Here is a 26,263-nt window from a genome sequence, read left to right on the forward strand (position 1 = left end):
CTATGGATTATTTATATGATGGGACTTTTGAAGGATTGCTAACCTGTATCTATTATCATTATAAAAATGAGGCGGCCTCAGGAATATATGAAATTTCAAAATATCAGCATTCAATGCTGAATGAAAGCGAAGTGATTGAAACTGATATATTAAAGGCATCGATTGTGTCGGAATCGATATTGAAAAAAATTTCCAGAGAAGCATATGTTGATATATATTATTGCTATTTGTCTTTTTTGGAAAATAAAGAAAATTATATACTTGATTTTTTAGTATTTGCTTTTAAATATGGTAAAAACACAATGAATTTCTATACTCATGATAAGGTTCTTCCTATAAAAGAGGCTTCTCTTAAGGTTACCAGAGAGGTTCATAGATTTCTTGGAATTTTACGCTTTTCAGATATTGATGGAATTCTTTTTGCAAAATTTTCTCCCGACAATGATGTATTATTATTAGTTGTTGATCATTTTGCAGATAGATATAGATTTGAGAAATTCTTAATTTATGATGAGAAAAGAAAAAAAGCTGCAATATATGCTGATGAAACATGGGAAATCAAGGAAAACATTAATATAGAAAGTATTGAATATTCTGAAGACGAAGCAATGATTCAAGGGTTGTGGAAGCAGTATTTTACAGACATGGCAATTAAGGAGAGAAAGAATTTTAATTTGCAGTTTCAATTTGTTCCTGCCAGATACAGAAAAAACATGTCTGAATTTAAATGAACATAAGAAAAGTTCAATTTTTTATTTAGAAAAAGTTGTGACTTTTAGATGAATATGCTTTTATTTTGAAATGAAAATAAGTATGCAATAAAGTTCATGCAACAAATAAGCTAAAAACATGAAACATAATGAAACGCGGTAGCAACAACATGAAACAATGCCGTGCTTTTTTTATTATTATATTTTAAAAAAATCTTTTATAAAAATTAAAACATGGCAGTTATAAATATTTATTTGTTGAAAAATCAATGATATATTAAAATATAAAAAATAATTATTTACGTTGGCATGAGGTTTGCTTATAATATTTTGTACTTGCTTGTACTACAGTTTTATAAATGCGCGTTTATAAAAAACTTATTAAAATTTATTACTAATAACTAAGAAAATACGGAGGATTCAATGGGTGAATTTAAAGTTAGGAAAATAGGTCTTATAGCGGGAGTTATTTTAAGTGCTATATTGTTAGCAATGCCTGCTCCGGCAGGTCTGACAGTTTTAGGTCAAAAAGTATTGGCGGTATCAGTGCTGATGATAGTTTTTTGGATGACGGAGGCAATACCGATTCCAATGACTGCGTTATTACCCATATTACTGTATCCGCTTCTGGGGATTACAGGATCAAAGGGTCAAAACGAAATTGAACTATTCAGGCATTATGCTTACCCGACAGTATATCTGGTGCTGGGAGTTGGATTTTTAGCTTCTGCAATGCAGAAATGGGGATTGCACAGAAGAATGGCACTTGGAATTGTAAAAAAAGTGGGAAGTAAGCCAAGCAGAATTATTTTAGGATTTATACTTGCAACGGCATTTATATCAATGTGGATGTCAAATACTACCGCTACAGCTATGATGCTGCCGGTTGCAATATCAATAATCGCAACAATGGGTGATCAAATAACCGGAGGGTTTAAAAAAGCATTAGTTCTTGCTATACCGTTTGCGGCTACTTTGGGAGGTATTGCTACTGTAATAGGTACAACTACCAACCCTACAGGAATAGGCATAATTCAAGAAACTCTTGGATTGGAGATCAGCTTCCTGGAATGGATGAAGATAGGGCTTCCGTTTACAGCTATTATGCTTCCGGTAGTATGGATTTATCTTCGTAAATTTTATAAAACAGACAAAATGGAAGATATAAACATAGATGTTGTAAACAATGAATATGAAGCATTGGGACCTATGAACAAAGGAGAAAAGCTGACAGCAGTAGTTTTTGCAGTTTCAGTTCTCTGCTGGGTTACCCGCTCTCTCTGGAAATCATATATACCGTTTGCTACTGATGAAACAATAGCAATAGCTATAGCAATTTCAACAATGGTTATTCCGGTTGATTACAAAAAAGGAGTATATCTTCTTGAAGGTAAGCAGGCATTATCAGAAGCACCATGGGGGACAATGCTGCTGTTAGGCGGTTCAATGGTTATGGGAAATGCCTTTACGGATGCCGGTGTTGCAAAATGGGTTGCATCTAACCTGGGAGCACTCAGCAGTATGTCGCCTATAGTGATTATTATTGCAGTAGGTTTAGTAACTGCAATACTTACGGAAGTTACAACAAACGCAGTTGTTGTTGCGTCTTTCCTTCCTGTCTTGGCAGGTATTGCAAAAGGAATAGGAATGGATCCGCTTCAGCTGATGCTGACTTGTATGATTGCATCAAACTTTGCATTCATGCTTCCTCCTTCAACACCTCCAAATGCAATTGCTTACAGTACAGGTGCATTTGAAATATCAGATTTAATGAAGGCAGGCCTTGGATTAAAAATAATAGGACTAGTTTTATTCCCGCTTATAATGTATTTTATAACGTTTGGTTTATTGGGCGTAGGAATGTAATAAATAAATCATGGAGCAGGGGTACCTGCTCCATATCCTTGAGATTAGAGAGAAAATTTAATATCAATAAAAAATAAAATTTGTACAATAAACATTGACAGAAAGATTATTTGTAAAGGAGAAATAAAGATGAGCAAAGGAATATTAGACGGTGTAGTAGTACTTGATCTGACAAGAGTTTTAGCAGGACCTTACTGCGGAATGATGCTTGCTGACATGGGTGCTACCGTGTATAAAATAGAGCAGCCTAAGAAGGGGGACGACAGCAGAGCTTTTGGCCCGTTTATCAATGGTGAAAGCGCGTACTACATGAATTTAAACAGGAATAAACTTGGAGTGACTTTAAATCTAAAAGCGCCTGAGGGAAAAGAAGTTTTTAAGAAGATGGTTAAAAAAGCTGATGTGGTAATTGAAAATTATCGACCTGGTACAATGGAAAAACTTGGTTTGGGTTATGAAACACTGAAAGAAATCAATCCCGGAATTGTATATGGATGTGTCAGTGGTTTTGGACATTACGGACCCTACAGCCAAAGAGCAGGTTACGATATAATCGGACAGGCAATGGGTGGGCTGATGAGCACAACAGGATGGCCTGGAGGACAGCCTACAAGGACAGGAACAGCAATGGGAGATGTATTAGGCGGACTTGGATGTACAATAGGTGTTTTAGCTGCTGTGGTAAATAAAATAAAGACCGGAGAAGGGCAAAAAGTTGATGTTGCTTTGGTTGATTCAGTTGTATCTTCATTGGAAATAATTACTCAAATATATCTTGCAACTGGAAGAATTCCAGAAAGAATAGGAAACAGATATGAATCTGCATATCCTTATGATTCATTTAAGGCTAAGGACGGTGATGTAATAATAGGCTGTGGAAATGACAAGCTTTACAAACTTTTGGTAGAAGCTATGAATCAAGAAGAACTGGTTAATGACGAAAGATTTGCAACAAATGCATTGAGAGTTAAAAATCATGAGTTACTGAAGCCTATTATTGAAGAGTGGACAAAAAAATTTGAGGTAGATGAAATAGTTGAAAAGTTATTAAATGTAGGAGTTCCTTCATCTCCGATAAATACAATAGATAGAGTTGTTAAAGACCCTCACATAGCAGTTGCCAGAGAAATGTTCGTCGAAGTTGAACACCCTGTAGCCGGGAAGACCACATTGACTGGAGAGCATATAAAATTTAGTGATAAAAAAGCTGAAATAAGAACGCCTGCACCAACACTTGGACAGCACAATTTTAATGTGTACGAGGATTTTATAGGCTTAAGCGAAGAAATAATTAAAGAATATATAGACAAAGGTGTATTCTAACAACAAAGGAGCATATTATGAATAAAGTACAAATTGTAGAAGTAGGGCCAAGAGATGGATTTCAAAATCTTAAGGACTATATACCTGTGGAGACGAAGCTTAAAGTTATTGATGATTTGATTGAGGCGGGTGTTAAGTCAATGCAGCATACGTCCTTTGTAAGTCCTAAAGCAATCCCTCAGCTTAGAGATGCGGGAGAAATATCAAAAATACTGTTGGAAAAATATCCGGCATATGATTTTTTTGCATTAGTACCAAATCTGTATGGTGCAAGAAAAGCTTATGAATTAGGGCTTAGAAAAGTATCATATGTGGTATCGCTGAGTGCAAGTCACAATAAAGCAAACATAAATAGAACTCATGACGAATCATTTGCTGAGTTAAAGACAATCATGGACAACTACAAGGATTTAGATGTCTGCGTAGATGTTGCCACAACATTTGGATGCCCGTTTGAAGGCAAGTATTCAACTGATACGGTTCTAAGGTTTTTAGACCGGATTGCAAAAATGGGTGTAAAGGAAATGTCTTTGGCTGATACAATTGGAATTGCCAATCCGAAGCAGGTAAGAGAAATTGTAACAGCAGCAGTAAAAAAATTTCCCGAAATAGAATTTCAAGTGCATATTCATGACACAAGAAATATGGGTATGGTTAATACATTGACTGCTATTGAATCAGGGATAACAAAGGTTCAATCTACTCTTGGCGGATTGGGAGGCTGCCCTTTTGCACCGGGAGCTTCAGGAAATACAGCAACAGAAGATTTGGCATACATGCTGAGTGACATGGGATATGAAACTGGAATTGATGTGGATAAACTTATTGAAGCTGCAAAATATGAAAAAAGCATCATATCCGGAAACTTTAGCGGACACCTTGTAAATATACAAAAAGGAACACAATGCATTAACTAATATAAATTGCGGATATTAAAGATAAATATCCGCAATTTTCTTGTTTTGGTAAAAAACGAAAAAAATGATAGGGCTTATATATTTTGGTGCATATGGTATAATATTATTATAATTTTTATGATTAACAAAATCTGAACCAGCTTATGCTGATAAATATTTTACAAAAAATGAAAGGATGTTTTTTGATTGATACAATTGGAAAAGAACCTGACTAAACAAAACAAGAAGGTTACTGAAATTACGATGATAGCACCAACTGTGCAGCTTGCTCAGAGAACTATGAAAATAATTAAGCAAAGAAATGAAGACATTAATGTATTTGTGCCTGCTTCAAAGGAGGATGTTCTTCATGATGCTGTTAGAATGGCTAAAAATCTTGTAAACGAAGGGGCTATGGTATTAATAAGCAGGAAAGGAACGGCTGCAGCATTTAGAGAAACTAAGTTAAATATTCCCGTAATCGCCATAAATGTATTATTGTCAGATTACATTGAAGCTATAGAGATTGCTGAGAAGGAAAAAGGGATTATAGCTTTTTTTTCATATGATGAGATGGCAGAAGATGTTAAGAGCATATGCAGAATGCTCCATATTGACGCCAGATTTTATACCTTTAAGAATGACAGTGACTGTAAAATAGTTGTAGAGCAAGCCATTGAAGAAGGGTCCGTTTTGGGGATCGGTGGTGTTATGACACAAAAATATGCAGATAAGTATAAACTCAGGCATATTACCCTAGAAAATTCAGAGGCTACGATAAACAATGCAATTGATACAGCAAAACAAATTTTAGAAATACAAAAGGAAGAATTAAAAAAGCAAAACGAGTTGAAAATTCAGCTTGAAAGATACAAGGCAGTCCTTAATTTCACCCATGATGCTATAATTGCCGTGGATGAAAAAGGCACAATAGACGTGATAAACTCAATAGCAGAAAATATAATTAACGTAAGCCCGGGATATGCAGTGGGCAAAAACATAAAGCAAATTATACGAAATACTGACATGATACAGGCTCTTGAATCGAGAGAAAAAGAACTAAATCAGCTTATGAATATTAACGGAACTATGGTTTCTACAAACAGGATACCGATAATAGTAAACGACGATGTTAAAGGTGTAGTTGCCACATTTCAGGATGTGAAGGTAATTCAGGAAAATGAAAACAAGATAAGAAGAAGCCTTCATGAAAAAGGACTGGTTGCAAAATATAATTTTAAAGATATTAAGGGCGAATCTAAGAAACTAAAGAGTGCAATATCTATAGCAAAAAGCTACGCATCTTCAGATTCCACGGTTCTAATAAGAGGAGAAACAGGTACGGGAAAAGAGCTTTTTGCCCAAAGTATTCACAATTTAAGCAAAAGAAAGAATGGACCTTTTGTTGCAATAAACTGTGCATCTTTATCATCGAATCTTTTGGAGTCGGAACTGTTCGGTTATGTAGAAGGTGCATTTACAGGGGCTGTAAAGGGCGGGAAGATAGGGCTTTTTGAATTGGCTCACAAGGGAACCATATTCTTGGATGAAATTGGAGAAATTCCGATTGAGATTCAGGCACAGCTTCTGAGAGTGCTGCAGGAAAAAGAAATAAGAAAGGTCGGATCACTGAAAAAAATGCCTGTGGATGTAAGAGTAATAACGGCAACAAATAGGGATTTAATTGACTCAATAAAAGCTAATGCATTCAGGGAGGATTTATATTACAGAATAGGAGTGCTGAACCTAAATATTCCTCCATTAAGAGACAGAGATGGAGATATACTCCTTTTGAGCAAATTCTTTTTTGAAAAAAATATGGGCAAAGAACAAATCGAGTTTGTAGATGCTTTTTATCAGATAATGGACAGGGTTAAAGAGCATAAATGGTACGGCAATATAAGAGAATTGCAAAACTTTATTGAGAGAGTTTGTGTTTTGTTGAAATATCACGGAAGCCAATATAATTTTAATCAGTTAATAATAGATGTACTTGCCATAGATCAAAGAGGCGGTGGTGAGGTTTACCCTTCAAAAGATGACAATTCACCAAAAGGGCTGGTAGCAAATGATCTGAATAAATGGGAGATAGAAAAAATAACGGATGCTCTTATTTGTAATGAGCTGTCAATACAAAAGGCGGCAGATGAGCTGGGTATAAGCAGGACAACATTGTGGAGAAAAATGAAAAAATACAAAATAAATGTGTAATTATAAATTCTCTCCAAGCATTAAATGTTATGAAATAGCGATAATTGTAAAATCTTGTATACAAATGATGAAAAATATGTAATAATATATAATATATTCTTCATTTTACTTTTTGTGGAGATTAAATTTTTTGCTTAAGAGGAGAAAAACAATATGAAAACATTTTTTAAGAGAGGTACGACATTATTGTTAGTAGCTGCCATGTTACTGGCGATGGGGGCCTCTGCATTTGCCGCTGAGACTGAAACAGTTGAAGTGAAAGGCTACAGGGATGATTGGAGCTATATGACAGAAGAAGAGATATCTGTTTTGCCGGCTCATTTTTCTGTAACAAATGTTATCAACACATTCGATGTAAAAGAGATTGACGAATTTATAGATGAAGGACTTATAGTTAACCCTTCTTCAACTGTTACTCTGCTGGCGGAAGGAGGAGTTATATTTGATATTTATAAATTAACTTCAACGGCTGAAAATACATATGAATATTATGATGAGGACAAGCTCCCTCTATTTGGAAAAGCCGTTATTTTTGTTGCTGATGAATCTGGAGAAGTAGATGAAAAAACCGTAGACGTATCAGAGCTTGAAAACTATGATGCTGAGTTTCCTATGTACCTTCCGGGGTGCAGTGTTGAATTAACAGAACCAGGTGATTACTTTGTTCTTTTCAGAGAAGAGGCAATTGCCGGACAGGCCTCAGCTTTTATTAAAGTTGTTGGCGAGTCTGAGACTCAGAATGCACCTGAAGAAGCTACTGAAGCTACTGAAACTGCTGAACCTGAAATTCCTGCCAGTGTATCTGCACTGCCTACAAGTTCCAAGGTTCTTGTAAACGGAGAAGAGGTTTCCTTTGAAGCATATAATATAGACGGTAATAATTATTTCAAGCTCAGAGATCTTGCTACAGCAATAAACGGTACAGAAAAACAATTTGAAGTTGAATGGAACAGTGAAAAAAATGCAATTAATTTAGTTTCGAACAAACCGTATACTACAGTCGGAGGAGAGATGTCCAGTGGAAACAGTCAGGAAAAGACAGGAACCCTCAATACCGCAAAAATTTATAAAGATGGTGAAGAAGTTAAACTTACAGCTTATAATATTAATAATAACAATTATTTTAAATTAAGAGACATTGCACAATCATTCAATATTGGCATAACATGGGACGGTGAAACCATGACAATAGGAATAGATACAACAATAGACTATATAGCAGAGTAATATAAGTAAATAAAAATTCCGGAAACATGTTCCGGAATTTTTCATTTTTTTTTGTTTTTTATATATTTTTTGGCGTTTTTTATTCCGCCGAAATCTTTAAACATTTCCTTGACCTTTTTTTCTTCTATTTGCTTTGACGTCAGGCCCTCATAGTTTGCTTCTTTTTTTAACTTGAAATAGTTTAAAAGTCTGCTTTCCGAAAGCGTGCCGTTTTTTATTGCTTCTTTTACGGCACATCCCGGTTCCTTTGTATGTGTGCAGTCATTAAACCTGCAGCCGGTGGAAAGTTCGTCAATATCCGAAAATGTTTTGGACAAATCAGTGCTTTCAATTCCCAGTTCTCTCATTCCGGGTGTATCTATTACGGCACCGCCTGACTTAAGAGCAATCAGCTCTCTTTTTGTGGTTGTATGCCTGCCTTTATCATCTCCGCGTATGCCTTGCGTAGCAAATAGATTTTCCCCTGCAAGTTTATTGACAAGTGTAGACTTTCCGACGCCTGAAGAGCCTATAAAGGCAACAGTCATTCCATTTTTTATACATGCTCTTACTGCTGCTAATCCGTCCTCGGTCATACTTGATGTTACTATTATATCCACACCCAGCGCCACTGTTTCCAGCTGGGGTAATATATCTCCCAAATTATCGCACAGGTCTGATTTTGTTAGGACTACTACAGGCGTTGCGCCTCCATCCCATGCAACTCCTATATATCGTTCGAGTCTTCGTAGATTGAAATCATTATTAAGACTCATACATATAAAGACTAAATCGATATTTGCTGCAACGACCTGACTGTCGCAGGACGTGCCGGCAGCTTTTCTTGTAAATGAACTTTTCCTTGTTAGAACATGGTGTATGATTGAATTACCGTCATCAATTTCATCGAGCATAACAAAATCTCCTACGGCAGGATAATCAGAAATACTAAAAGCATTATGACGAAATTTTCCTGAAATTTGTGCTTTTTTTTCTCCTTTTTCTGTAATTACTCTGTACAGTCCCTTGTCTTGAGAAGCAATTCTACCAACAGTTAAGTTCTCATGCATACGAGACTCATTAACAAACCTTTCGTTGAGTCCGTAATCTTCCATATTAATTTTATTCAATGCATCCTCCTGAAATGTAAGTGATTATACGGAGGCATAGGATTATAGTTTATATACCTCCGGGTTTTCTGTTGAATTTTCTATTAATGCAAAAATCATAATGCAACACTCCCTTCTTGTGAGATATTTGTAAGAATATTTTATAATAAAACGTAATTAAATTCAATAAAATCCTTGAAAAAAGCATAAATTGTTTATAAACACTCCTTTAGCAGTTTAAAATAAAAATTGCAGGGTACTTATAACATAAAAAGAGGATGGGAGCTGGAATTTTGAAAACTAAGTGCTGTTCAAGACATTTGTGCAAACGTATGATAAATTATTTTTTTCGCAACCAATCAATTGCTATTGTGCTGAAGTATGGGATATTTGGATCGCTTTGGGTTGTTTTGTCAGATTCTGTTCTTGAAGTTTTTGCTGGTGATTTCGAAATATATAAAAATTTACAGACATATAAAGGCTGGATTTTTATCTTTCTTACAATGATAATAGTGTATATTTTAATAAATAAAAGGGAGAAAAGAATAATAAATGCAACAGGAGAATCATCCAAGGCGATAAGAGAATTGAGGCATATGGCGTATTATGACACTTTGACTGGATTGCCAAACAGAGCTATGTTTGTAAGCAAAATTAAAAATCTTGTCAGTAGTTCAAGGCAGAAGTTTGCGATTGCATTTTTAGATATAGATAACTTTAAATACATAAATGATACATTGGGACATTACATAGGAGATGATTTCCTAAAATTTATGGCACACAAAATGTCAAAAGAAATAAAGGCACCGGATATGGTAGCAAGACTTGGAGGAGATGAATTTGCAATATTAATAAGAAGTTTTGAAACCAAGGATATATTGCTTAACAGATTGGAAAATATAAAAAACAGTATAGGAAACACTTGGAATTCAGGCAGCAGGGAATTTTATATATCCATGAGCATAGGTATTGCGGTATATCCAGATGACGGCTACGATTTTGACACGTTGCTTAAGCATTCTGACATAGCAATGTATGCAGCAAAAAAAGAAGGAAAAAACAAGATGTTTTTTTATGAGGAAGATATTCATTACGAGACGATATGGCATATACAGATGGCAAATAAATTGCAAAAGGGCTTGGATTGCAATGAATTTGAACTGAATTACCAACCTCAGGTACAGCTGAGCACAGGAGATATAATAGGCACAGAAGCACTTGTAAGGTGGAATCACCCTCAGGAAGGTTATATTTCTCCGGCGGATTTTATTCCAGTAGCAGAAATAACAGGACAGATATATGAGTTGGAGAGGCGCATAATAAAGAATGTATTAATTCAGAAGAAAAAATGGGAAGAACAGGGCCTGAATGATTTAGAATTATCACTAAACCTGTCCGGAAAATCACTTATAAGTAATTCAAGTTTCAGACAAATAGAAGAAATATTTTCTGACTACGATGTGGACTATTCAAATATTGTTATAGAAATAACCGAAACAGCGGCAATTACACATATTGATACAGCAATAGAAAGATTAAATATATTAAAAGCAAAAGGTTTAAAAATTGCATTGGACGATTTTGGAACAGGATATTCTTCCCTGACATATTTAAGGAGGCTTCCGATTGATATTGTTAAGCTTGATAAGAGTTATATAGGAAACGGTGATAAAAAAGACATATCAATAATTAAATTTATAGTATCTCTTGCGCATGACTTGGGTATCAGAGTTATAGCAGAAGGGATAGAAACAATTGAACAGTATGATTATCTTAGAACTATAGAATGTGAATGCGGGCAAGGGTACTATTTAGGGCGCCCGATGTATATTGATGAACTAAATGAGCTGTTGACGGAGAAATTCGAGCAAAAATAAAGTGGTTTGATTTTATGTAATATTTAAAAAAATTTGCAATTATGATACAATGTAGTAAAACTAAATTAGGAGATTAAATTGAAAACAGAAAATTATAAATTTTTCCAAAACACCAAATGCGAATATTTTCCGTGCCATAAAACTTCCGATGAGGAAAGCTTTAACTGTCTTTTTTGCTATTGTCCATTGTACATGCTTAAAGATGAATGTGGAGGAAATTATGTTGTGAATCATGGCATAAAGGACTGCACAAACTGCCTTGTCCCACATTCGAAAGGAAGCTATGAAAGGATTATGGCAAAGATGAAGGAGGTTATTAAAAGAGGAAGTGATTTTTAATTGTTATTAACACTGTTAGAAAAGATAGAAACTGATTGGCAATAATTAAATATATGATTAATAAGGCTAAAATTACATATGATATAAAAAATGAGCGGTGGTTATTATGAATGATTTGAGCTTTAAAACTTATGCAGTAACTAATGAAATAGAACTTAATAAGATAGCTGTTGAATGTAATATAAAGAAAAAATATACATGGGAAGAACCGCTTATGCTTCAGGACTCAGTTCTGGAAATGGTAATAGGCGAGCAAGCCTATGAAAATGAAATGATTTTAGTTTTTTCATTCGGTAGCATAGTATTTATTAACTCCGATAAAAAGCACACCGAAATTTTTATGAAATATATTAAAAAAATTAAGACTGATATAGACATTGAGCATTATGAAAAATTTAAGGATGACTATGCTCTGCATTTAACTGAGGGAGAAGAATTAGAATGCACAGATGAATATGTTCAGGTTCCGCATAATGAGCTGTTTTATCCTGAGCTTATTGCCATTGTAATTGCAAAATCAGTAGCCTTGGAAAGAATTGAAGAGCAGCTGGGGAAAATTCTTGACAATATCGAAATTAAAATTGATAATCTGGAAAAGGGAAAGCTGAATATAGGGAATAAAGAGCTTGCTAAGACTATATCTCGAATAGTAAGACATGAATACAATACAATTGCATATATAATGATACTTGATAAGCCTGACATTACTTGGATTAACAGCAATGCAGCGCTGTTTTACGAACAGATGTCTGATTTTTTTGAATTGAACGACAGATATGAAGTAATTAAAAACAAGACGGAAATTCTTAAAAGCATTGTTGATGGGCTCGCTGATATAAGCAGTTCTATACGCGGACTCTTTTTAGAATGGATTATAATTATTTTAATAGTTATAGAAGTTATCCTGATGTTTCTTGATTTGTTCAGGTAAGGTGAGGCTTATGAATGTAAAAATACTTAACACATTTAAAGTTGCCGCAAGAATTTCGCTTATTCAGGTTGCTTCACATTTTAATTTTAAGCAGGATGCCGGATGGAAAGAATTTATTAAAATTGGGAGCAGTGAACTTGAGAAAGTATTTATGTACAGTATCAAGGACAAATATGTTTATTTGTACAAATATGGATGCATAACATTTGTTAATTTTAAGCATCATGAAATATTTTATTTTTTTGAGTATCTGTCTAAAATATATGTAGATATTGATAATACGATGCTTTCAAAATTTACTGATACATATGTGTTGAACGTATCTGATAACAGTATGGTAAATTTGGATGGAGTGGAGGAAAACTACGAATTTAGCGGTATTATGCTTGATATAATCTCAACAGTGCAGGCTAAATCAACAGAAATACATAAAATCGAAGCTGAACTTAATAAGGTCCTGGATGATGCAGAAAAGCTGATAAATTACTTAAATAAAGGAAGGCTGATAGCAAATTCGAGAAATGTTATATCTACTATTGCTCAATGCACCCGGTTTAAATACAGAACTATTGAAAGCGTAAGACTTCTTGACAGACCGCCTGAATTTTCTAAAACAATAGAAACTCGAAATCTGTTTAACATTGTAAGTAAATCTTTTGAACTTGATGACAGATATTTGGATATGCTTAACAGGATGGAAGTATTGGACTCTATAACTGAGGAATATTTCAACTTTAAGCATAACCAGTCGGAAAAGAGATTACTGATATTTGAAATAATACTTTTGGCATTGTTTCCAATTATGTATTTTATAGGATAGCTTTATTTAATGTTATTACCGTGCCATAAAGGATCATAGGTACAACTTTGCAGCATAGTAAATCAGCAAATGGAGAGGGTACACCGCATAAAACGATATTTGTAAAAATTTATTTTTCGCCCCGAGAGATCCATTATATTTATAGATAAAAGGTAACGCCAGAAGAGACAGTTGTTGAATAAAAACGGAAGAAAAATTTACTATTATCATCACTATTGAGGTAATAATAAATTTTTTTGGTTTTTCTTGATTTCTGGTGAAATAGAAAGTGAGAATATATACAATACCCATTGCATCGTAATCGACTTTTAGCAACACCGCCAGAATACAGGCAGATATAATTACCGCAGTGTTGTTGAATTTAAATCTTTCCACCTTATTATCCAATATGTAAATGGTAATTAAACCTATGAACAAAGTGAAAAATATATTTTGATGAACAAATCCTACCTGATTAAAAAAAGCCAAATCAAAAGGTATTTCAGAAATCAGTGCAAATAATAAAAGTCTCTGTGCATATTTTTTGAAATTGCTTGTGTGAAAATAGCCTTCTACTAACAGAAAGCAATAAATAGGAAAAGCAATTCTACCTATCATTCTAAAAATCATCATATCTTCTTGAAAGATTGCTCCGTAATGATCTATAATCATAGTAACAAGGGCAATTATTTTTAATGCAAATACATTCATATCATTCTCCGAAAATAAATATAACTAATTATATAAGGGATATTCAATTAATACAAGAGTTTAAACGATAATGTAATAATTCAATAATAATAACAAAACTATTTTAATTTGTGATATAATAATAGCGCATAATATTTTATCTGAGAGGTACATATGATTAAAGAATTTGAAGGAATACTTCCGATTATTGATGAAAAGACATACGTAGCGGAAGGTGCACAACTTATTGGCAATGTAATAATGAAGGAATATAGTAGTGTATGGTATAATGCAGTTGCAAGAGGCGATATTAATACAATTACTATAGGAAGATATACGAATATTCAGGATAATGCAATAGTGCATGTTGATGATACAGAACCAACTGTCATAGGAGATTTTGTAACAGTTGGGCATGGAGCAAATGTCCATGGCTGCACTATTGAAGATCACTGTCTCATAGGGATGGGGGCAATTATTTTAAACGGTGCCGTAATAGGAAGAGGCAGCATTATTGCTGCAGGAGCAGTAGTTAAAGAACACGAGATTATACCTCCATTTTCAATGGTTGCGGGCGTGCCGGGAAAAATTATTAAGAAACTCCCTGAAAACACGGACCGCTTGCATGCACAGGCGGTAAAATATAAAACTCTATGGTCAATAAGATACGGGGTCATGCCGGAAGCTGGCGGCGAAATATATAATGGTGAACAAATAGTATAAAAAAAGGCAGTTAGGAGACTGCCTTTTTTTTACGTTCTTTAACTTTAGGGGTAGTTAACTATAGGAGTTATGCTATTTTTTATAATCTCTACATGTGCCGAAAATTTATGCCAGCATTTTCATTATTGACGCCTTAGGCCTTACACCTACCATAGTTTTTACAATCTTACCATCTTTCATAACAGCCAGAGTAGGTATGCTCATTACGTTGAAAGCTGTAGCAAGCTCGGGCTGTTCATCTATGTTGACTTTTCCAACCTTTACATTTGGCACTTCATTTGCTATCTCATCCACTACGGGGGAAATCATTTTACAAGGCATGCACCAGCTCGCCCAAAAGTCCAATAGTACCGGTTTATCTGATTTTATAACTTCTTGCTCAAAATTTGATTTAGTTATTTTAACTGTGCTCATATTATTAATCTCCTTAAATATTTATTATGGTTTTATTATAGCAGGTATTAACAATATAACAGTAACTTAGTCACTGTCCAAGCTGTCTGAAAAAAGTCAGTAAATAGAGCTTTCAATTATATAGATAATATATTAACTTGTGGTGGAATATGCAGGTGCTGACTGCTTTTCACGCATTACTAATTAAATGCTTTTTAAAATCTGATAGGATTATAAATTTACTGTTGAGCTGAACAGTGATTTGGTCAACACATTAAAATTAATTTTTTTAAATTTTTTGGCAATACTAGTTATATATTCTATTGCGGAGGAATAAATGAAGGAATTATTTTTGAAGACGGAGCATGGGCTTCAGTCTATTGATGAAAAACTTATAGAAAAGTACGATCTGGTTGAAGGAAAAATTGCGCCGTTCAGCAGGTACTGGATAGTAGATAAAAATGGCAGCATGGGAATTGATGATCCATCTGACGATACTTCAAGTCCGAGTCCGGATGAAATGCCGGCGGGAGAAGGTGCAGAAGATGATGAAATTGTGGAATTTTCTGATACCGGTGCAATTCTTTCGCAGTCGGAGATAATAGATTTTTCCCACGGAACGGATTCGGAATAACATAGCTTAGCATTAGAACTAGTAAACCCGGCATTACATTATGATGGTAAGACCATCGTATGTTTGCCGGGTTTTGATTTAATATGAGTCACTATTAATTATTTGTAATAAAATATATATTGACAATTGAATGATTGAACAACTATAATTGATTAAACGGTTGAACAATTAAACAACTAAAGGAGGAGCAAATTGAACATAGAAGAGTTAAGCAGTGATTGTGATGTTATACATGCAGATGTAGTTGAAAAAGTAAGGAAGAAAATGCCTAATGAAAATGATTTGTATGACTTATCAGATTTTTTCAAGGTCTTGGGCGATTCCACCAGAGTTAAAATTATATGGGCTTTGGATCAAGATGAAATGTGTGTATGCGATATAGCTGTACTTCTAAATATGACGAAATCCGCTATATCACACCAGCTTAAAACACTGAGACAGGCAGATCTTGTAAAGTTCAGAAGAGAAGGAAAGGTTATATATTATTCACTCAAAGATGATCACGTAAGAGAAATATTTGAAACTGGTATGGAACATATTAACGAAAAATATATGCAGTAATAATTTTTTGGAGGAAGATAATGAGGAAGAAGTTTATGCTTGAAGGATTGAATTGTGCAAACTGTGCAGCAAAAATTGAAAGAGATATTACAAAACTTGAAGGAGTTGAAAGCGCATCTATAAATTTAATGACAGAAAAACTCATAGTAGAGGGCGCTGAGGATATGATGTCGCAAATAGCAATTATGGCTGAAAAAATAGTAAATAAATATGAACCTGAAGTTAGATTTAAAACAGCATAAGGAGTAAGTATGAAAAAAAGGATTTGGAGACTGATAATAGCTTTTGCTTTGTTTATAGCAGCGTTGGCTGTGCAACATGAAATTCTAAAAATGTCATTGTTTGTTTTGAGTTTTATTTTAGCCGGTGGTGATGTTGTCGAGAGAGCTGTAAGAAATATTATCAGAGGAGATGTATTTGATGAAAACTTCCTGATGTCAATAGCTTCAATTGGAGCATTTCTTATAGGAGAGGCCCCCGAAGGAGTGGCAGTTATGCTGTTCTACCAAGTGGGAGAAGCGTTTCAGAGTTATGCTGTGGGACAATCTAGAAAATCCATTGCAAGTTTAATGGATATCCGCCCCGATTATGCAAATGTGAAGATAAATGATGAACTGATAAAGAAAAACCCGGATGATGTTAAAGTTGGAGATGTAATTGTTGTGAAAGCAGGAGAAAAGGTTCCGCTTGACGGTATAGTGACAGAGGGTAGTTCTATGTTAGATACTTCAGCATTGACAGGTGAGTCTGTTCCTAGAGAGGTTACAGTCGGCAGCAATCTTTTAAGTGGATGCATTAATATTAACGGAGTTATTACAGCTAAGGTCACGAAGGAATTTGAGGAATCAACAGTGAGTAAGATACTTGACCTTGTTGAAAATGCCGGGAGTAAAAAGTCAAAATCTGAAAGGTTTATCACCAAGTTTGCCAGATATTATACACCTTCAGTTGTTATAATAGCCGCGCTCCTTGCTGTTGTGCCGCCTTTGATAATTAAAGGGGCTTTGTTCAGTACATGGATATATAGGGCATTATCATTTTTGGTTGTATCCTGCCCGTGTGCATTGGTTATTTCGGTACCGCTTAGCTTTTTCGGCGGAATTGGCGGGGCATCTAAAAAGGGAATTTTAATAAAGGGTAGCAACTACCTGGAGGCATTGGCAAAAACTGAAATAGTAGTATTTGATAAAACAGGTACATTGACCAAGGGAGTGTTTGAGGTACAGGAAGTTTATGCTGAGAATATCTCTGAGCGGGAACTGCTGAAGTTCGCAGCGTATGCTGAGGACTATTCAAACCACCCGATTTCTTCATCCATAAAACGTGCCTTTGGAGATGAAATCGATAGCGATAAAATATCCGATGTTGTGGAGGTTTTAGGACAAGGTGTATTTGCAAATGTCGAGGGAAGAAACATTCTCGCCGGAAACGGAAGGCTGATGAAAGAAAATGGCATTTCTTATTACGAAGGAGAGTTAATTGGCACTGTAGTTCATGTAGCTGTTGACGGGAACTATGCAGGATATATACTCATCGCAGATGAGGAAAAAGATGATTCGGCAAAGGCTGTCAACATGCTGAGGAAAGAGGGCATTAATAACATAGTTATGCTTACTGGTGACAGCAAGGCTGCAGGTGATAGTGTTGCCGGTCGGATAGGTGTGGGTAAAGTTTATTCAGAGCTTCTTCCTGGAGATAAGGTAGATAAGGTGGAAGAGCTTATAAACCAAAAATCACCGAGAGGAAAGCTGGCTTTTGTGGGAGATGGAATAAATGATGCTCCTGTTCTTGCAAGGGCAGATATAGGAATAGCTATGGGAGGTCTGGGATCAGATGCAGCTATTGAAGCTGCAGATATAGTAATAATGACCGATGAACCATCAAAGATAGTATCTGCAATTAAAATTTCACGCAAAACTTTGGCAATAGCCTATCAGAATATTATCTTTGCCATAGGTGTGAAAGTATTGATACTTTTATTAAGTGCTGTAGGTTTTGCAACAATGTGGGCTGCTGTATTCGCAGATGTTGGAGTCGCTTTTATTGCGATACTGAATTCCTTTAGAGCACTGAATGTCAGAAACATTTATTAATAAAAAACATGCATGTATATGAATCATGCATGTTTTTTATTATGTTGCTTAGAAAACGTTATGAAGCAAACTGATATTATGGTATAATAAATAAAACGAATTATTGTATCAGTGTAAATTAAGCCTATTCGCAGCTTGCACTTAGATATAATGACACTATTAATGATAAACCAATTATTAGGAGGGTACCATGGAGTTGAAAAATTTTAAGGAACTGGTTGAAAAGGTTCGAAACAGCAATTCAATAAAGAAAGTTGCAGTGGCAGCAGCCCATGACAAGCATACATTGGAGGCTGTATTTAGAGCTGTGAGCGATAAATTGGTTGAACCTGTACTTGTAGGTAAGAAAGATGAAATAATAAAGATACTTAAGGATATTTCTGTTGAATTCGATGAGAAAATAATAATCAATACTGAGAGTGATGCAGAAGCTGCAGAAAAAGCGGTTGAATTAATTAATGAAAATAAAGCGGATTTCATTATGAAGGGCAAATTACAAACTGCAGATTTACTGAAGGCGGTTGTTAATAAAGAGAAAGGGATAAGAACAGGTAACGCTATGACCCATGTGGCTATAATAGAAGTACCTTCATATCACAAGCTGATAGCAATAACTGACGGCGGAATGATGATGTATCCTAATGCTGAGGAAAAGAAACAGATTATAGAAAATGCAGTTGATGTATTTTTGGCTATGGGATATGAGTGCCCTAAGGTAGCAATATTAACAGCCATTGAAAGTGTAAACCCTAAAATGCCTGAGACAGTTGATGCGGATATACTTAAAAAAATGAACCTTAACGGAGAAATTAAGAATTGCATAATTGAAGGGCCTATATCTGTGGATTTAACCTTCAACAAAGAATCTGCCAGAATAAAAGGATATGAAAGTCCGGTAACGGGAGAAGCTGATATTATTGTATCGCCAGATATTACTTCGGGAAATATTATGAGTAAGGTATTGCTTGAGTTTGCAGGCGGAAAAATGGCAGGTATGATCGTGGGGGCTAAGGTGCCTGTTGTACTGACATCAAGAGGATCTTCTTCCGAGGAAAAGTACTTGTCCTTAGTGCTGTCTGCATCATCAGTCAGATAACTAAACTTCAATATGAATAAAATTTTACTGATTACTGCCGTCAACATGACGGCAGTTTTTAATATACTATTAAAACAAGATTGTTTAGCAATTTTTTACTAATATTTAGTCATATAAAGCAAGACTGCTCTAATATAAATATTAATAAGCAATAGATTGCTATTGGAGGGATTCATTTGGGAGATGACTGTCAAAAAATCAGAGAGGCAGTTACAAATTTGAAAAAACTGTACAGTTTCAGAGGGCCGCTTCATTTTACAGATTTTTCAAACTTAAGTTCAATTATAAGCATTGGGTATTTGTGCGGAAGGGATTTGTGCCATGCAAATCACATAGAATTTTACGATGCTGCACATGAAGAAAAAATCAAAGATGTGCCGGGAAAAGTAAGGGGATGTGCAAGATTTTATTATACGGAGAAAGCTAACTATGAGGTTATGCAAAAATTAGATATTCCCGTGTATCTTTTGTTTGATGAAGAAATTATATGCCATGACCTGGCAATTTATACAGATGGAAATGCCGACTACAAAAATACTTCTTATGGAACAGATTATAATTTTTTTAATTATGATATTGACTGGGAAACCGTTTTTGATAAAAGATGCGTAGATAAATTCTTAAAAGGAAAAGTTAATGAATTGTTTAGCATCAGAAAGCAGGCTGAGCTTCTTATTGATGAGCCTGTATCGTTGAGAAGGCTGAAAAATGTTATATTTAGAAGTCCGACAGAATACAGAAGGGCATGCAATCTTTTCGGAAAGAATAATATGTATCGCGTTGAACCTGATATGTTTTTTCATGACAGCAATTATGTAAAAGACTACAATATTGTGTATAACAGCCAAAGCGACAGAAATGTGTTCATATTTCATTTCTGTACGTGTAATCCGGTGAAGAATGATGACAGGCATGAATACAGACTGTATGATATAAACGACAGGCCGCTTCGTGCAGTAAAAGTGAATTATCTGGGAACAGATAAAACGGATTTTCATGTAGAGGTAGACTGCTTGCCATGTCTTCCGGTAAAATTCAAGTTCTGGTTTTACGGGGTGTTGTGCATAGAGGAAATAATAGGATAAGTAAGAGACAGTTCCCAAATAATCACATTGAAAATGAAAATTCAGGAACTATAAACACGTCAATCAGCTATAACTCGATATCAGGAATTAAAATTTCTACTTTCTTGTAAGGATTAGGTTCAATGGACGGTACAGGAGTCATGTTTACGTTAAATTCAGTAGTTATCCCCGGAAATACCTGAATATTGTGGATTGCCGTGGGGTAATAAAAATCAAAACTGACACTCAAGTGATAGGTAGTATAATAATATACCGGATCCATTGTGCTTATTCCTGGATTGTACGATACTGGAAGTGAAATAACCGGAGCATATCCCATTGAATCAGTAGTTGTGATTTCAACCGGTACCAGTTCTTCAAGCGAGGCATATACAGTTACACGTGCGCCGCTTAATGGGTATTTGCCAAGTTCTGTTACAGCTCTTATCTTTATATATCCGTTTTCTCCGTCATTAATATTTATATTGTTTGCAGACGCATCGCTCACGACGATACCATCGGTACTTTCCGGTGCTTGTGGGTTATTTTTCGTAGTCATATCTACTCTCCATTCTATATATATTATTTAATATATGCAAATATAAAAAATCTGAGACAGTCATTAATTATACTTTTTATTTAGTGCAAATTATGGTATAAATGAATGTAGCTGCATGCAAAGAAAGACATATTAATTAAGGACAACATATGATAGATATAAAATACGATTCGGAAATTATAAAAAATAAAAGAGAAACTATTAAGAAGCAATTGTTTGAGCGCTCAATAAATATAAAAACAGATAATTTTTCAAAAATAGAAGATAATGATTTGTATATATTGTTTGAATTATATGATGAAATATTTTTGTGTTCATGGTTCAAAGATAATTTTAAGGGAAAGATTATACTTAAACTGTCAAAACAGCTGTCACGTGCCGCAGGAAATACAAAGACAAGTAAGTGTATAGCAGAGATGAAGCCGGAGGATATTAAGTTTGAGATAAAAATATCCTTAAACCATTTGGCTAATTTCAATAAAGTTGACAGGATCAAGTATGTAGGAGGTATAGAAGCTGCAAGTGTGCTTGATGGGTTGATGCTTGTTTTTGAACATGAAATTTGCCATGTTATTGAATTCTTAATTTATCACAAATCAAGTTGCAGTAAAAAAACCTTTAAAAATTTAATATTTAATATATTTGGTCATGTTGAATCCACACATAAATTAATAGGCGTTAAAGAGGCTAATATGAGTATTTTTGGTATGAGACCGGGAGATAATGTAAAATTCATGGCAGAAGGCAGGACCTATAATGGCTTTATTCAAAAAATAAACACAAGGGCGACTGTTATGTGTTTTGATGAACGTGGAAGATATATTGATGAATTTGGAAGACGTCTGACAAAATTTTATGTACCTCTGGAGAGTTTGATGAAAGACGATTAAATTAAATACGATAAAATGAAAGGAAATTACATGAGATTAAATTTATTAATAACGGCTATAACACCAGGGCTTGCCCTGGGCCTTATAATTTACTGGTTTGACAGGCATGACAGGGAACCTTTGAGGGTGCTGATGAAAGTGTTTTTTATGGGAGTTGTTTCGGTTGTTCCAACTGTACTCATAGAAAATCTGCTTTCCTCATTCAATTTTTTCCCCGGTATTTTAGGTGCTGCATATACTGCTTTTATAATTGCTGGATTAACCGAAGAATTTATGAAAAGGAAAGTTGTACTTAAGTATGTTTATTATAACCCCGTATTTGATGAGAAGTTGGACGGAATAGTTTATTGTGTAATGTCTGCTCTTGGGTTTGCAACAATAGAAAACATAATGTATGTTGTATTTAGGTTTTCAGATATTGAGTCCATAGGGTTATATAGAGCTGTTTTATCTGTGCCGGCTCATATGCTTTTCGCCATAACTATGGGGTACTACCTGTCTCTTGCCAAGTTTTCTGCAACACCGGAGAACAGCAGATATTATTTTAAGAAATCTCTTACGGTTCCTGTTGTGCTTCATGGAATTTTTGATTTTATTTTGATGTCAGGGATAGATCTTTTGATGTTGCTATTTATTCCGTTCGTAATATATATGTGGGTAACAAATCTCCGAAAGCTGAATGTGTATTACAATGATTCGAAAAACAAGGAGTCTGGAACATCAAACAGTTTTCATCACGACGAATTTCAATGAATTAATAAAGAAGGTAACCCTTTAACCGCAGTCCCATAGGGACATTTTATAAACTGCGGTTAATCGGGCGGTATATTGGCAGACAGTGATTTTCACTGTCTGCCTTTTGCCGTTTTAGGCTACCGATTGTTTTTCTTCTTCTGCCGATTCAGGGTCAGGAATGATTTTTCGCTTTGGATCATTTGGGTCTTTCATATACCCATACGGTTCATTAGTACCTACTCTTGCACCTGTTTCTGCTTTTGCTCTGTTGGCTGCTCTAATTTTACGGCTGCAATCTTTGGCATATAGCTCGTTGATTATATTTTTGAACGGGGTAAAATCATCGTTGCCATACAGGCTATCGATGCCATCAGATATTGAAATAAACCTCACATTATAGTTTGGAAATACGATTTCGGTGTATCGACCTACCTCTAAATATTCTCTGCCAAATTGGCTCATGTCTTTGACTATTATGGTTTCAACCTCATCGTTTTCCACAAGCTCCATCAGTTCTTTAAAGGCTGGTCTGTTGAAATTCGTACCAGAGTAGCCATCATCAGCCATGAATTTAAGGTTTTCAAAACCGTTGTCCTTTATTTTTCTAAAATTAACCTCTGATTTCCTATGCTGTTGGACTCACCTTGACTGCCATCATCTTGGCTTAATCTTGCGTAAAGAATTGTATATTTTTCAGTGGTCTGTTTCATTTTTTACTCCTTTCCGACAAACTGAATACGGTAAACACATCATACCGTAACAGTTTGTACAAGTCTATCGAAAGCCGTTATTTCTTTTTAATATCTTTTTCGTCATCAATTAATCTGATTAACTCTTTGCTCGGCGTTGATGATGGCTCTGCTTGGAAGATGGATTTCACATAAAAGATTTTGCCGTCAATCATCATTCTTCGTTCTGTAAAAAATTCATTTTCATTTCGAGTAACCGCTGTATCCCTGTAAATTATTGTAACGGTATTTCCTTTTTCAAAAACTAAAGGCTTAAATTCAATGAAACTTAGCGTTACAATATACTTTTATATTTTAGTTTGATATAATGGTAATATTAGGATTCAAAAACAATTGCCAAGCTGATATGGCAGTTTGTAGTGGAGGTAGACGATGAATATAACTGTAACAGTTTTATTAAGCATTTTAACAAGTCTTGTAGCTACAATAATATGGGTAATATTTACAAAATTATATGATTTCGAAAGTAGAAAAAATATAGATTATTTACTTGAAATGGCTATAAATTGTTCACGACAATTTGAATATGCTATTAAATACAATGAGTATCAAATAGCTTTAACTCAAGCGGATAGAATTATAGATCTATTAAAAGAAATACGTGAAAATATTAGACCATTTACTTTTCTTTCATTAAAAAAGAAATTTATTTTAACGCTATTATATAACTCTTTATACATTATTGATATTTTTAAGAATTTAACTGTTGGGTATTCTGGGCATCAGGAAGAAATAGCAAGATGTGAACGTTTTGATAGAAAATATCTTTATAATATTCAATTAGATGAAGAATATTCTGTACCATTTTTATCCTTTTCACTTGAAATAATTCAAGATTTAAATCGTAGACTTTCAGTTAAAAAAGCGCTAAGTAACAATTTAAGTATGCGGTATTGTAGCAACAAAAAAGATATTTTAATATCAATGATATTTGCCATTACAACAAAAAGTGAAAGCAAATATTGCAAATTTGACTTAAGAAAAGATATTTTTTCATATAAAGAATATGAAGAATATATTGATAAAAAGGTTTCAGTAGAGAAACCAACCAATGAACAATAAACTTGACGGTCTCTCCTTAAACCTTGAACTTACAAATAAAGAAAAACTAAATTCTCTATTTCCCAAATGTTTTACAGAGTAAACACTTAATATTGCTTGCTAAAAAGATATTCAAGGAGGTCGTTTAGTGAATAATAAAAAAGTAAAAAAATATAAGTACACCGGTTACTGTTGGGCACTTAGTATTATTGGTTTATTTTCTTTTTTGACAACAGGATTTTATATTAATGCTTTAGTAATCAATTCTAATTCACAAAACTGGCTAAGTGTGCTTGTGGGCATATTGTGGGGACTATGCTTCAGCATTTTAACTGCTTTTTTAATAAAATGTAGCGACGATAAACGATATGATAACGCTCAAAAAAGCTTTGTGATAAATTTACATGACTATTATTTAAAGGATTTCCGTCAAGCTTTGAAAAATTATGCTATGTATTATGTAAATGCTTTTAAGCCTAGAAATGAATATCTTCTTTTTAGAGATATTCAAAGTGGTAATCGGATAGATGTTGATGCACTCATCTATAATTTTGCAGCATTACAGCATATAAAAGACAATGTGCCAAAAGCTAAAGGATGGCCATCCAGTCAAGCTGAATGGATTGTGGAGAAATTAAAAGATTTATGCATGGTGACACATACACATTATTACTTACATTATTATTATGAACTTTGTGAAGAATCCAATAAAGTTGTTAGTATTGCAAAGATTGAAAATGAAAAATACGATTACCCCATTTTCTCTGAAGACGAGTTGATGTATTTAGAAAGATATGAGGATGCGGTTTATTATTATAATATGTCTAATGATTTACAGGAAAAAAATCCGCAAAAATTTGATGATTTTAATTTTCAGCACATGTTTCAATGGTTTCGACACATAAATGATCAATTAGCGTTATTTAATATTGATTTAGTCCCTATGCAGTTCTCGCATCCCACTCAAGAAGAAAGAAAAATATTAGATGGAGATAGAAACCATTTTAGGGCTGTTGCGAAATCTGGTGAAGAGGCTGCCGAAAGCATTATCGAAGAATATAAAACGCATAATTTAGGGTAACGTTGGTGTTAGCATAAAGAAACTTTGAAAATGCTAAGGGCGTCCATTTTGGGAACACCCTTTAGTTGTTGATAATTTGTGCCATACAAAAGGATAGAACTATTCGTTACACCCTCAATCCAAGCTACCCACAATTTTGTTAATATCACCATCGCTTTCGCCAGTGATTGCACCGCCGCCTATAATACCAATTTTATTGCCGTTCTCATACATACCCTCAACGTAGCTACCATGGTTTGGTTCATCATTATCTTCAATCCAACCAAATCCGAGAAAGTAAACTTGCTTTTGACCGTTAACAATCCGTGTATCGCCCATTTTCAGTGTACAGGTTTTAGATGGGGTAGGTGGAGGTGGCTTTGTAGCCGTTTGTGTGGGAGGAGTTGGGGTGTTGGTCGATTCTTCTTTTTCTATTGGCTGAGGTGGAGAGGTTTTTGCTAATTGGTTCGATTGTTAGTAGAGATGGGGTGTTATCCCTATATGATACTGCAACCTGCGATACAGGACGAATGTGGGCGTTGGTGTCGATTGTTCTTATTTTGGTACACCTTGCTGTATCAGCAGAGAAGAAGTAAGCAATACGATTGCTAATCCAGTAATTTTAGTCTTTCTCCGTCACCGTATTCTCCTTTCGGCACAAAAAATTTACCACAGTCATTGAGATTTTCTTTCTCAAAACTGTGGCCA

At 34.6% G+C, this 26,263-nt stretch carries 28 protein-coding genes; 22 read left to right on the top strand and 6 right to left on the bottom strand.

The features are described 5' to 3' along the window. Positions 1-2 precede the first annotated feature (2 nt). From RBQ61_RS07880 to RBQ61_RS07905, 6 genes are all read left to right on the top strand, one after another. Entirely contained in the window at positions 3-731 is a 729-nt protein-coding gene (locus RBQ61_RS07880) for a TIGR03915 family putative DNA repair protein (protein WP_308139938.1), read from the top strand. A 402-nt stretch (positions 732-1,133) separates the two neighbouring features. Next, a complete protein-coding gene (locus RBQ61_RS07885; protein WP_308139939.1) occupies positions 1,134-2,576 on the top strand; it encodes a DASS family sodium-coupled anion symporter in 1,443 nt (480 codons plus the stop codon). A 129-nt stretch (positions 2,577-2,705) separates the two neighbouring features. Beyond that, positions 2,706-3,899, top strand: a complete 1,194-nt coding sequence (locus RBQ61_RS07890) for a CaiB/BaiF CoA-transferase family protein (protein ID WP_308139940.1) — start codon at positions 2,706-2,708, stop codon at positions 3,897-3,899. A 17-nt stretch (positions 3,900-3,916) separates the two neighbouring features. Continuing rightward, positions 3,917-4,816 carry a hydroxymethylglutaryl-CoA lyase gene (locus tag RBQ61_RS07895; RefSeq protein ID WP_308139941.1) on the top strand — a complete coding sequence of 300 codons (900 nt, stop codon included), beginning with the start codon at positions 3,917-3,919 and terminating at the stop codon, positions 4,814-4,816. Positions 4,817-5,002: 186 nt separating this feature from the next. Further along, positions 5,003-7,006 carry a sigma-54-dependent Fis family transcriptional regulator gene (locus tag RBQ61_RS07900; protein ID WP_308139942.1) on the top strand — a complete coding sequence of 668 codons (2,004 nt, stop codon included), beginning with the start codon at positions 5,003-5,005 and terminating at the stop codon, positions 7,004-7,006. A 153-nt stretch (positions 7,007-7,159) separates the two neighbouring features. Next, positions 7,160-8,233: a stalk domain-containing protein gene (locus RBQ61_RS07905; RefSeq protein WP_308139943.1), complete on the top strand. Its 1,074-nt coding sequence runs from the start codon at positions 7,160-7,162 to the stop codon at positions 8,231-8,233. Between the two features lie 41 nt (positions 8,234-8,274). On the opposite strand, the gene rsgA is transcribed toward RBQ61_RS07905, so the two are convergent. Next, complete coding sequence (gene rsgA / locus RBQ61_RS07910) at positions 8,275-9,342, bottom strand: ribosome small subunit-dependent GTPase A (protein ID WP_308139944.1); 1,068 nt, start codon at positions 9,340-9,342, stop codon at positions 8,275-8,277. A gap of 311 nt (positions 9,343-9,653) precedes the next feature. Between rsgA and RBQ61_RS07915 the strand changes: the two genes are divergently transcribed. From RBQ61_RS07915 to RBQ61_RS07930, 4 genes are all read left to right on the top strand, one after another. Next, a complete protein-coding gene (locus RBQ61_RS07915; protein ID WP_308139945.1) occupies positions 9,654-11,198 on the top strand; it encodes a bifunctional diguanylate cyclase/phosphodiesterase in 1,545 nt (514 codons plus the stop codon). A 78-nt stretch (positions 11,199-11,276) separates the two neighbouring features. Further along, the gene (locus tag RBQ61_RS07920) at positions 11,277-11,537 is read left to right on the top strand and encodes a cysteine-rich small domain-containing protein (RefSeq protein WP_308139946.1); all 261 of its coding nucleotides are present in this window, start codon (positions 11,277-11,279) and stop codon (positions 11,535-11,537) included. A 106-nt stretch (positions 11,538-11,643) separates the two neighbouring features. Further along, positions 11,644-12,468 (top strand): RMD1 family protein, encoded by an 825-nt coding sequence (locus RBQ61_RS07925; protein ID WP_308139947.1) that lies wholly within the window; start codon positions 11,644-11,646, stop codon positions 12,466-12,468. A gap of 10 nt (positions 12,469-12,478) precedes the next feature. Further along, complete coding sequence (locus tag RBQ61_RS07930) at positions 12,479-13,288, top strand: RMD1 family protein (RefSeq protein ID WP_308139948.1); 810 nt, start codon at positions 12,479-12,481, stop codon at positions 13,286-13,288. Between the two features lie 33 nt (positions 13,289-13,321). Here RBQ61_RS07930 and RBQ61_RS07935 read toward each other — a convergent pair whose 3' ends face one another. After that, positions 13,322-13,978 carry a TraX family protein gene (locus tag RBQ61_RS07935; RefSeq protein ID WP_308139949.1) on the bottom strand — a complete coding sequence of 219 codons (657 nt, stop codon included), beginning with the start codon at positions 13,976-13,978 and terminating at the stop codon, positions 13,322-13,324. A 153-nt stretch (positions 13,979-14,131) separates the two neighbouring features. On the opposite strand from RBQ61_RS07935, the gene RBQ61_RS07940 reads away from it, so the two are divergent. Next, on the top strand, positions 14,132-14,680 hold the full coding sequence (locus RBQ61_RS07940; protein ID WP_308139950.1) for a gamma carbonic anhydrase family protein: 549 nt from the start codon (positions 14,132-14,134) through the stop codon (positions 14,678-14,680). Between the two features lie 105 nt (positions 14,681-14,785). Here the strand turns inward: RBQ61_RS07940 and trxA are convergent, their stop codons facing one another. Continuing rightward, positions 14,786-15,094: a thioredoxin gene (gene trxA / locus RBQ61_RS07945; protein ID WP_308139951.1), complete on the bottom strand. Its 309-nt coding sequence runs from the start codon at positions 15,092-15,094 to the stop codon at positions 14,786-14,788. A 316-nt stretch (positions 15,095-15,410) separates the two neighbouring features. Between trxA and RBQ61_RS07950 the strand changes: the two genes are divergently transcribed. The 6 genes from RBQ61_RS07950 (at position 15,411) to RBQ61_RS07975 (ending at position 20,542) form a co-directional block, all read left to right on the top strand. Then, positions 15,411-15,707 carry a hypothetical protein gene (locus RBQ61_RS07950; RefSeq protein ID WP_308139952.1) on the top strand — a complete coding sequence of 99 codons (297 nt, stop codon included), beginning with the start codon at positions 15,411-15,413 and terminating at the stop codon, positions 15,705-15,707. A gap of 192 nt (positions 15,708-15,899) precedes the next feature. Next, positions 15,900-16,268: a helix-turn-helix transcriptional regulator gene (locus RBQ61_RS07955; protein WP_308139953.1), complete on the top strand. Its 369-nt coding sequence runs from the start codon at positions 15,900-15,902 to the stop codon at positions 16,266-16,268. Between the two features lie 20 nt (positions 16,269-16,288). Beyond that, a complete protein-coding gene (locus RBQ61_RS07960; protein WP_308139954.1) occupies positions 16,289-16,510 on the top strand; it encodes a cation transporter in 222 nt (73 codons plus the stop codon). 9 nt (positions 16,511-16,519) lie between these two features. Further along, a complete protein-coding gene (locus tag RBQ61_RS07965; protein ID WP_308139955.1) occupies positions 16,520-18,361 on the top strand; it encodes a heavy metal translocating P-type ATPase in 1,842 nt (613 codons plus the stop codon). 190 nt (positions 18,362-18,551) lie between these two features. Continuing rightward, the gene (locus tag RBQ61_RS07970) at positions 18,552-19,457 is read left to right on the top strand and encodes a bifunctional enoyl-CoA hydratase/phosphate acetyltransferase (protein WP_308139956.1); all 906 of its coding nucleotides are present in this window, start codon (positions 18,552-18,554) and stop codon (positions 19,455-19,457) included. Positions 19,458-19,633: 176 nt separating this feature from the next. Next, positions 19,634-20,542 (top strand): DarT ssDNA thymidine ADP-ribosyltransferase family protein, encoded by a 909-nt coding sequence (locus tag RBQ61_RS07975; protein ID WP_308139957.1) that lies wholly within the window; start codon positions 19,634-19,636, stop codon positions 20,540-20,542. 67 nt (positions 20,543-20,609) lie between these two features. Here RBQ61_RS07975 and RBQ61_RS07980 read toward each other — a convergent pair whose 3' ends face one another. Beyond that, positions 20,610-21,080 carry a hypothetical protein gene (locus RBQ61_RS07980; protein ID WP_308139958.1) on the bottom strand — a complete coding sequence of 157 codons (471 nt, stop codon included), beginning with the start codon at positions 21,078-21,080 and terminating at the stop codon, positions 20,610-20,612. 149 nt (positions 21,081-21,229) lie between these two features. Between RBQ61_RS07980 and RBQ61_RS07985 the strand changes: the two genes are divergently transcribed. Both RBQ61_RS07985 and RBQ61_RS07990 read left to right on the top strand, forming a co-directional pair. Beyond that, on the top strand, positions 21,230-21,970 hold the full coding sequence (locus RBQ61_RS07985) for a hypothetical protein (RefSeq protein ID WP_308139959.1): 741 nt from the start codon (positions 21,230-21,232) through the stop codon (positions 21,968-21,970). 15 nt (positions 21,971-21,985) lie between these two features. Next, entirely contained in the window at positions 21,986-22,723 is a 738-nt protein-coding gene (locus tag RBQ61_RS07990) for a PrsW family intramembrane metalloprotease (protein WP_374049902.1), read from the top strand. A 114-nt stretch (positions 22,724-22,837) separates the two neighbouring features. On the opposite strand, the gene RBQ61_RS07995 is transcribed toward RBQ61_RS07990, so the two are convergent. Continuing rightward, positions 22,838-23,272: a recombinase family protein gene (locus RBQ61_RS07995; protein ID WP_308139960.1), complete on the bottom strand. Its 435-nt coding sequence runs from the start codon at positions 23,270-23,272 to the stop codon at positions 22,838-22,840. Positions 23,273-23,826: 554 nt separating this feature from the next. Here RBQ61_RS07995 and RBQ61_RS08000 point away from each other — a divergent pair. Next, on the top strand, positions 23,827-24,516 hold the full coding sequence (locus RBQ61_RS08000; RefSeq protein ID WP_308139961.1) for a hypothetical protein: 690 nt from the start codon (positions 23,827-23,829) through the stop codon (positions 24,514-24,516). 127 nt (positions 24,517-24,643) lie between these two features. Then, positions 24,644-25,576, top strand: a complete 933-nt coding sequence (locus RBQ61_RS08005) for a hypothetical protein (RefSeq protein ID WP_308139962.1) — start codon at positions 24,644-24,646, stop codon at positions 25,574-25,576. Between the two features lie 114 nt (positions 25,577-25,690). Here RBQ61_RS08005 and RBQ61_RS08010 read toward each other — a convergent pair whose 3' ends face one another. Next, positions 25,691-25,990: a DUF6550 family protein gene (locus RBQ61_RS08010; RefSeq protein ID WP_308140099.1), complete on the bottom strand. Its 300-nt coding sequence runs from the start codon at positions 25,988-25,990 to the stop codon at positions 25,691-25,693. 20 nt (positions 25,991-26,010) lie between these two features. Here RBQ61_RS08010 and RBQ61_RS08015 point away from each other — a divergent pair, with 20 nt between their 5' ends. Next, positions 26,011-26,151 (top strand): hypothetical protein, encoded by a 141-nt coding sequence (locus RBQ61_RS08015; protein WP_308139963.1) that lies wholly within the window; start codon positions 26,011-26,013, stop codon positions 26,149-26,151. Positions 26,152-26,263 lie beyond the last annotated feature (112 nt).

It is taken from the genome of Sedimentibacter sp. MB35-C1, from assembly GCF_030913635.1.
GTDB lineage: Bacteria > Bacillota > Clostridia > Tissierellales > Sedimentibacteraceae > Sedimentibacter.

Excerpts from the sequence above, each read along its gene's own strand:
- RBQ61_RS07880 (WP_308139938.1), top strand. The coding sequence starts at position 3 with ATGGATTATTTATATGATGGGACTTTTGAAGGATTGCTAACCTGTATC.
- RBQ61_RS07885 (WP_308139939.1), top strand. The coding sequence starts at position 1,134 with ATGGGTGAATTTAAAGTTAGGAAAATAGGTCTTATAGCGGGAGTTATT.
- RBQ61_RS07890 (WP_308139940.1), top strand. The coding sequence starts at position 2,706 with ATGAGCAAAGGAATATTAGACGGTGTAGTAGTACTTGATCTGACAAGA.
- RBQ61_RS07895 (WP_308139941.1), top strand. The coding sequence starts at position 3,917 with ATGAATAAAGTACAAATTGTAGAAGTAGGGCCAAGAGATGGATTTCAA.
- RBQ61_RS07905 (WP_308139943.1), top strand. The coding sequence starts at position 7,160 with ATGAAAACATTTTTTAAGAGAGGTACGACATTATTGTTAGTAGCTGCC.
- RBQ61_RS07915 (WP_308139945.1), top strand. The coding sequence starts at position 9,654 with ATGATAAATTATTTTTTTCGCAACCAATCAATTGCTATTGTGCTGAAG.
- RBQ61_RS07925 (WP_308139947.1), top strand. The coding sequence starts at position 11,644 with ATGAATGATTTGAGCTTTAAAACTTATGCAGTAACTAATGAAATAGAA.
- RBQ61_RS07930 (WP_308139948.1), top strand. The coding sequence starts at position 12,479 with ATGAATGTAAAAATACTTAACACATTTAAAGTTGCCGCAAGAATTTCG.
- RBQ61_RS07935 (WP_308139949.1), bottom strand. The coding sequence starts at position 13,978 with ATGAATGTATTTGCATTAAAAATAATTGCCCTTGTTACTATGATTATA.
- RBQ61_RS07940 (WP_308139950.1), top strand. The coding sequence starts at position 14,132 with ATGATTAAAGAATTTGAAGGAATACTTCCGATTATTGATGAAAAGACA.
- trxA (WP_308139951.1), bottom strand. The coding sequence starts at position 15,094 with ATGAGCACAGTTAAAATAACTAAATCAAATTTTGAGCAAGAAGTTATA.
- RBQ61_RS07950 (WP_308139952.1), top strand. The coding sequence starts at position 15,411 with ATGAAGGAATTATTTTTGAAGACGGAGCATGGGCTTCAGTCTATTGAT.
- RBQ61_RS07960 (WP_308139954.1), top strand. The coding sequence starts at position 16,289 with ATGAGGAAGAAGTTTATGCTTGAAGGATTGAATTGTGCAAACTGTGCA.
- RBQ61_RS07965 (WP_308139955.1), top strand. The coding sequence starts at position 16,520 with ATGAAAAAAAGGATTTGGAGACTGATAATAGCTTTTGCTTTGTTTATA.
- RBQ61_RS07970 (WP_308139956.1), top strand. The coding sequence starts at position 18,552 with ATGGAGTTGAAAAATTTTAAGGAACTGGTTGAAAAGGTTCGAAACAGC.
- RBQ61_RS07980 (WP_308139958.1), bottom strand. The coding sequence starts at position 21,080 with ATGACTACGAAAAATAACCCACAAGCACCGGAAAGTACCGATGGTATC.
- RBQ61_RS07985 (WP_308139959.1), top strand. The coding sequence starts at position 21,230 with ATGATAGATATAAAATACGATTCGGAAATTATAAAAAATAAAAGAGAA.
- RBQ61_RS07990 (WP_374049902.1), top strand. The coding sequence starts at position 21,986 with ATGAAAGGAAATTACATGAGATTAAATTTATTAATAACGGCTATAACA.
- RBQ61_RS07995 (WP_308139960.1), bottom strand. The coding sequence starts at position 23,272 with ATGGCTGATGATGGCTACTCTGGTACGAATTTCAACAGACCAGCCTTT.
- RBQ61_RS08000 (WP_308139961.1), top strand. The coding sequence starts at position 23,827 with ATGAATATAACTGTAACAGTTTTATTAAGCATTTTAACAAGTCTTGTA.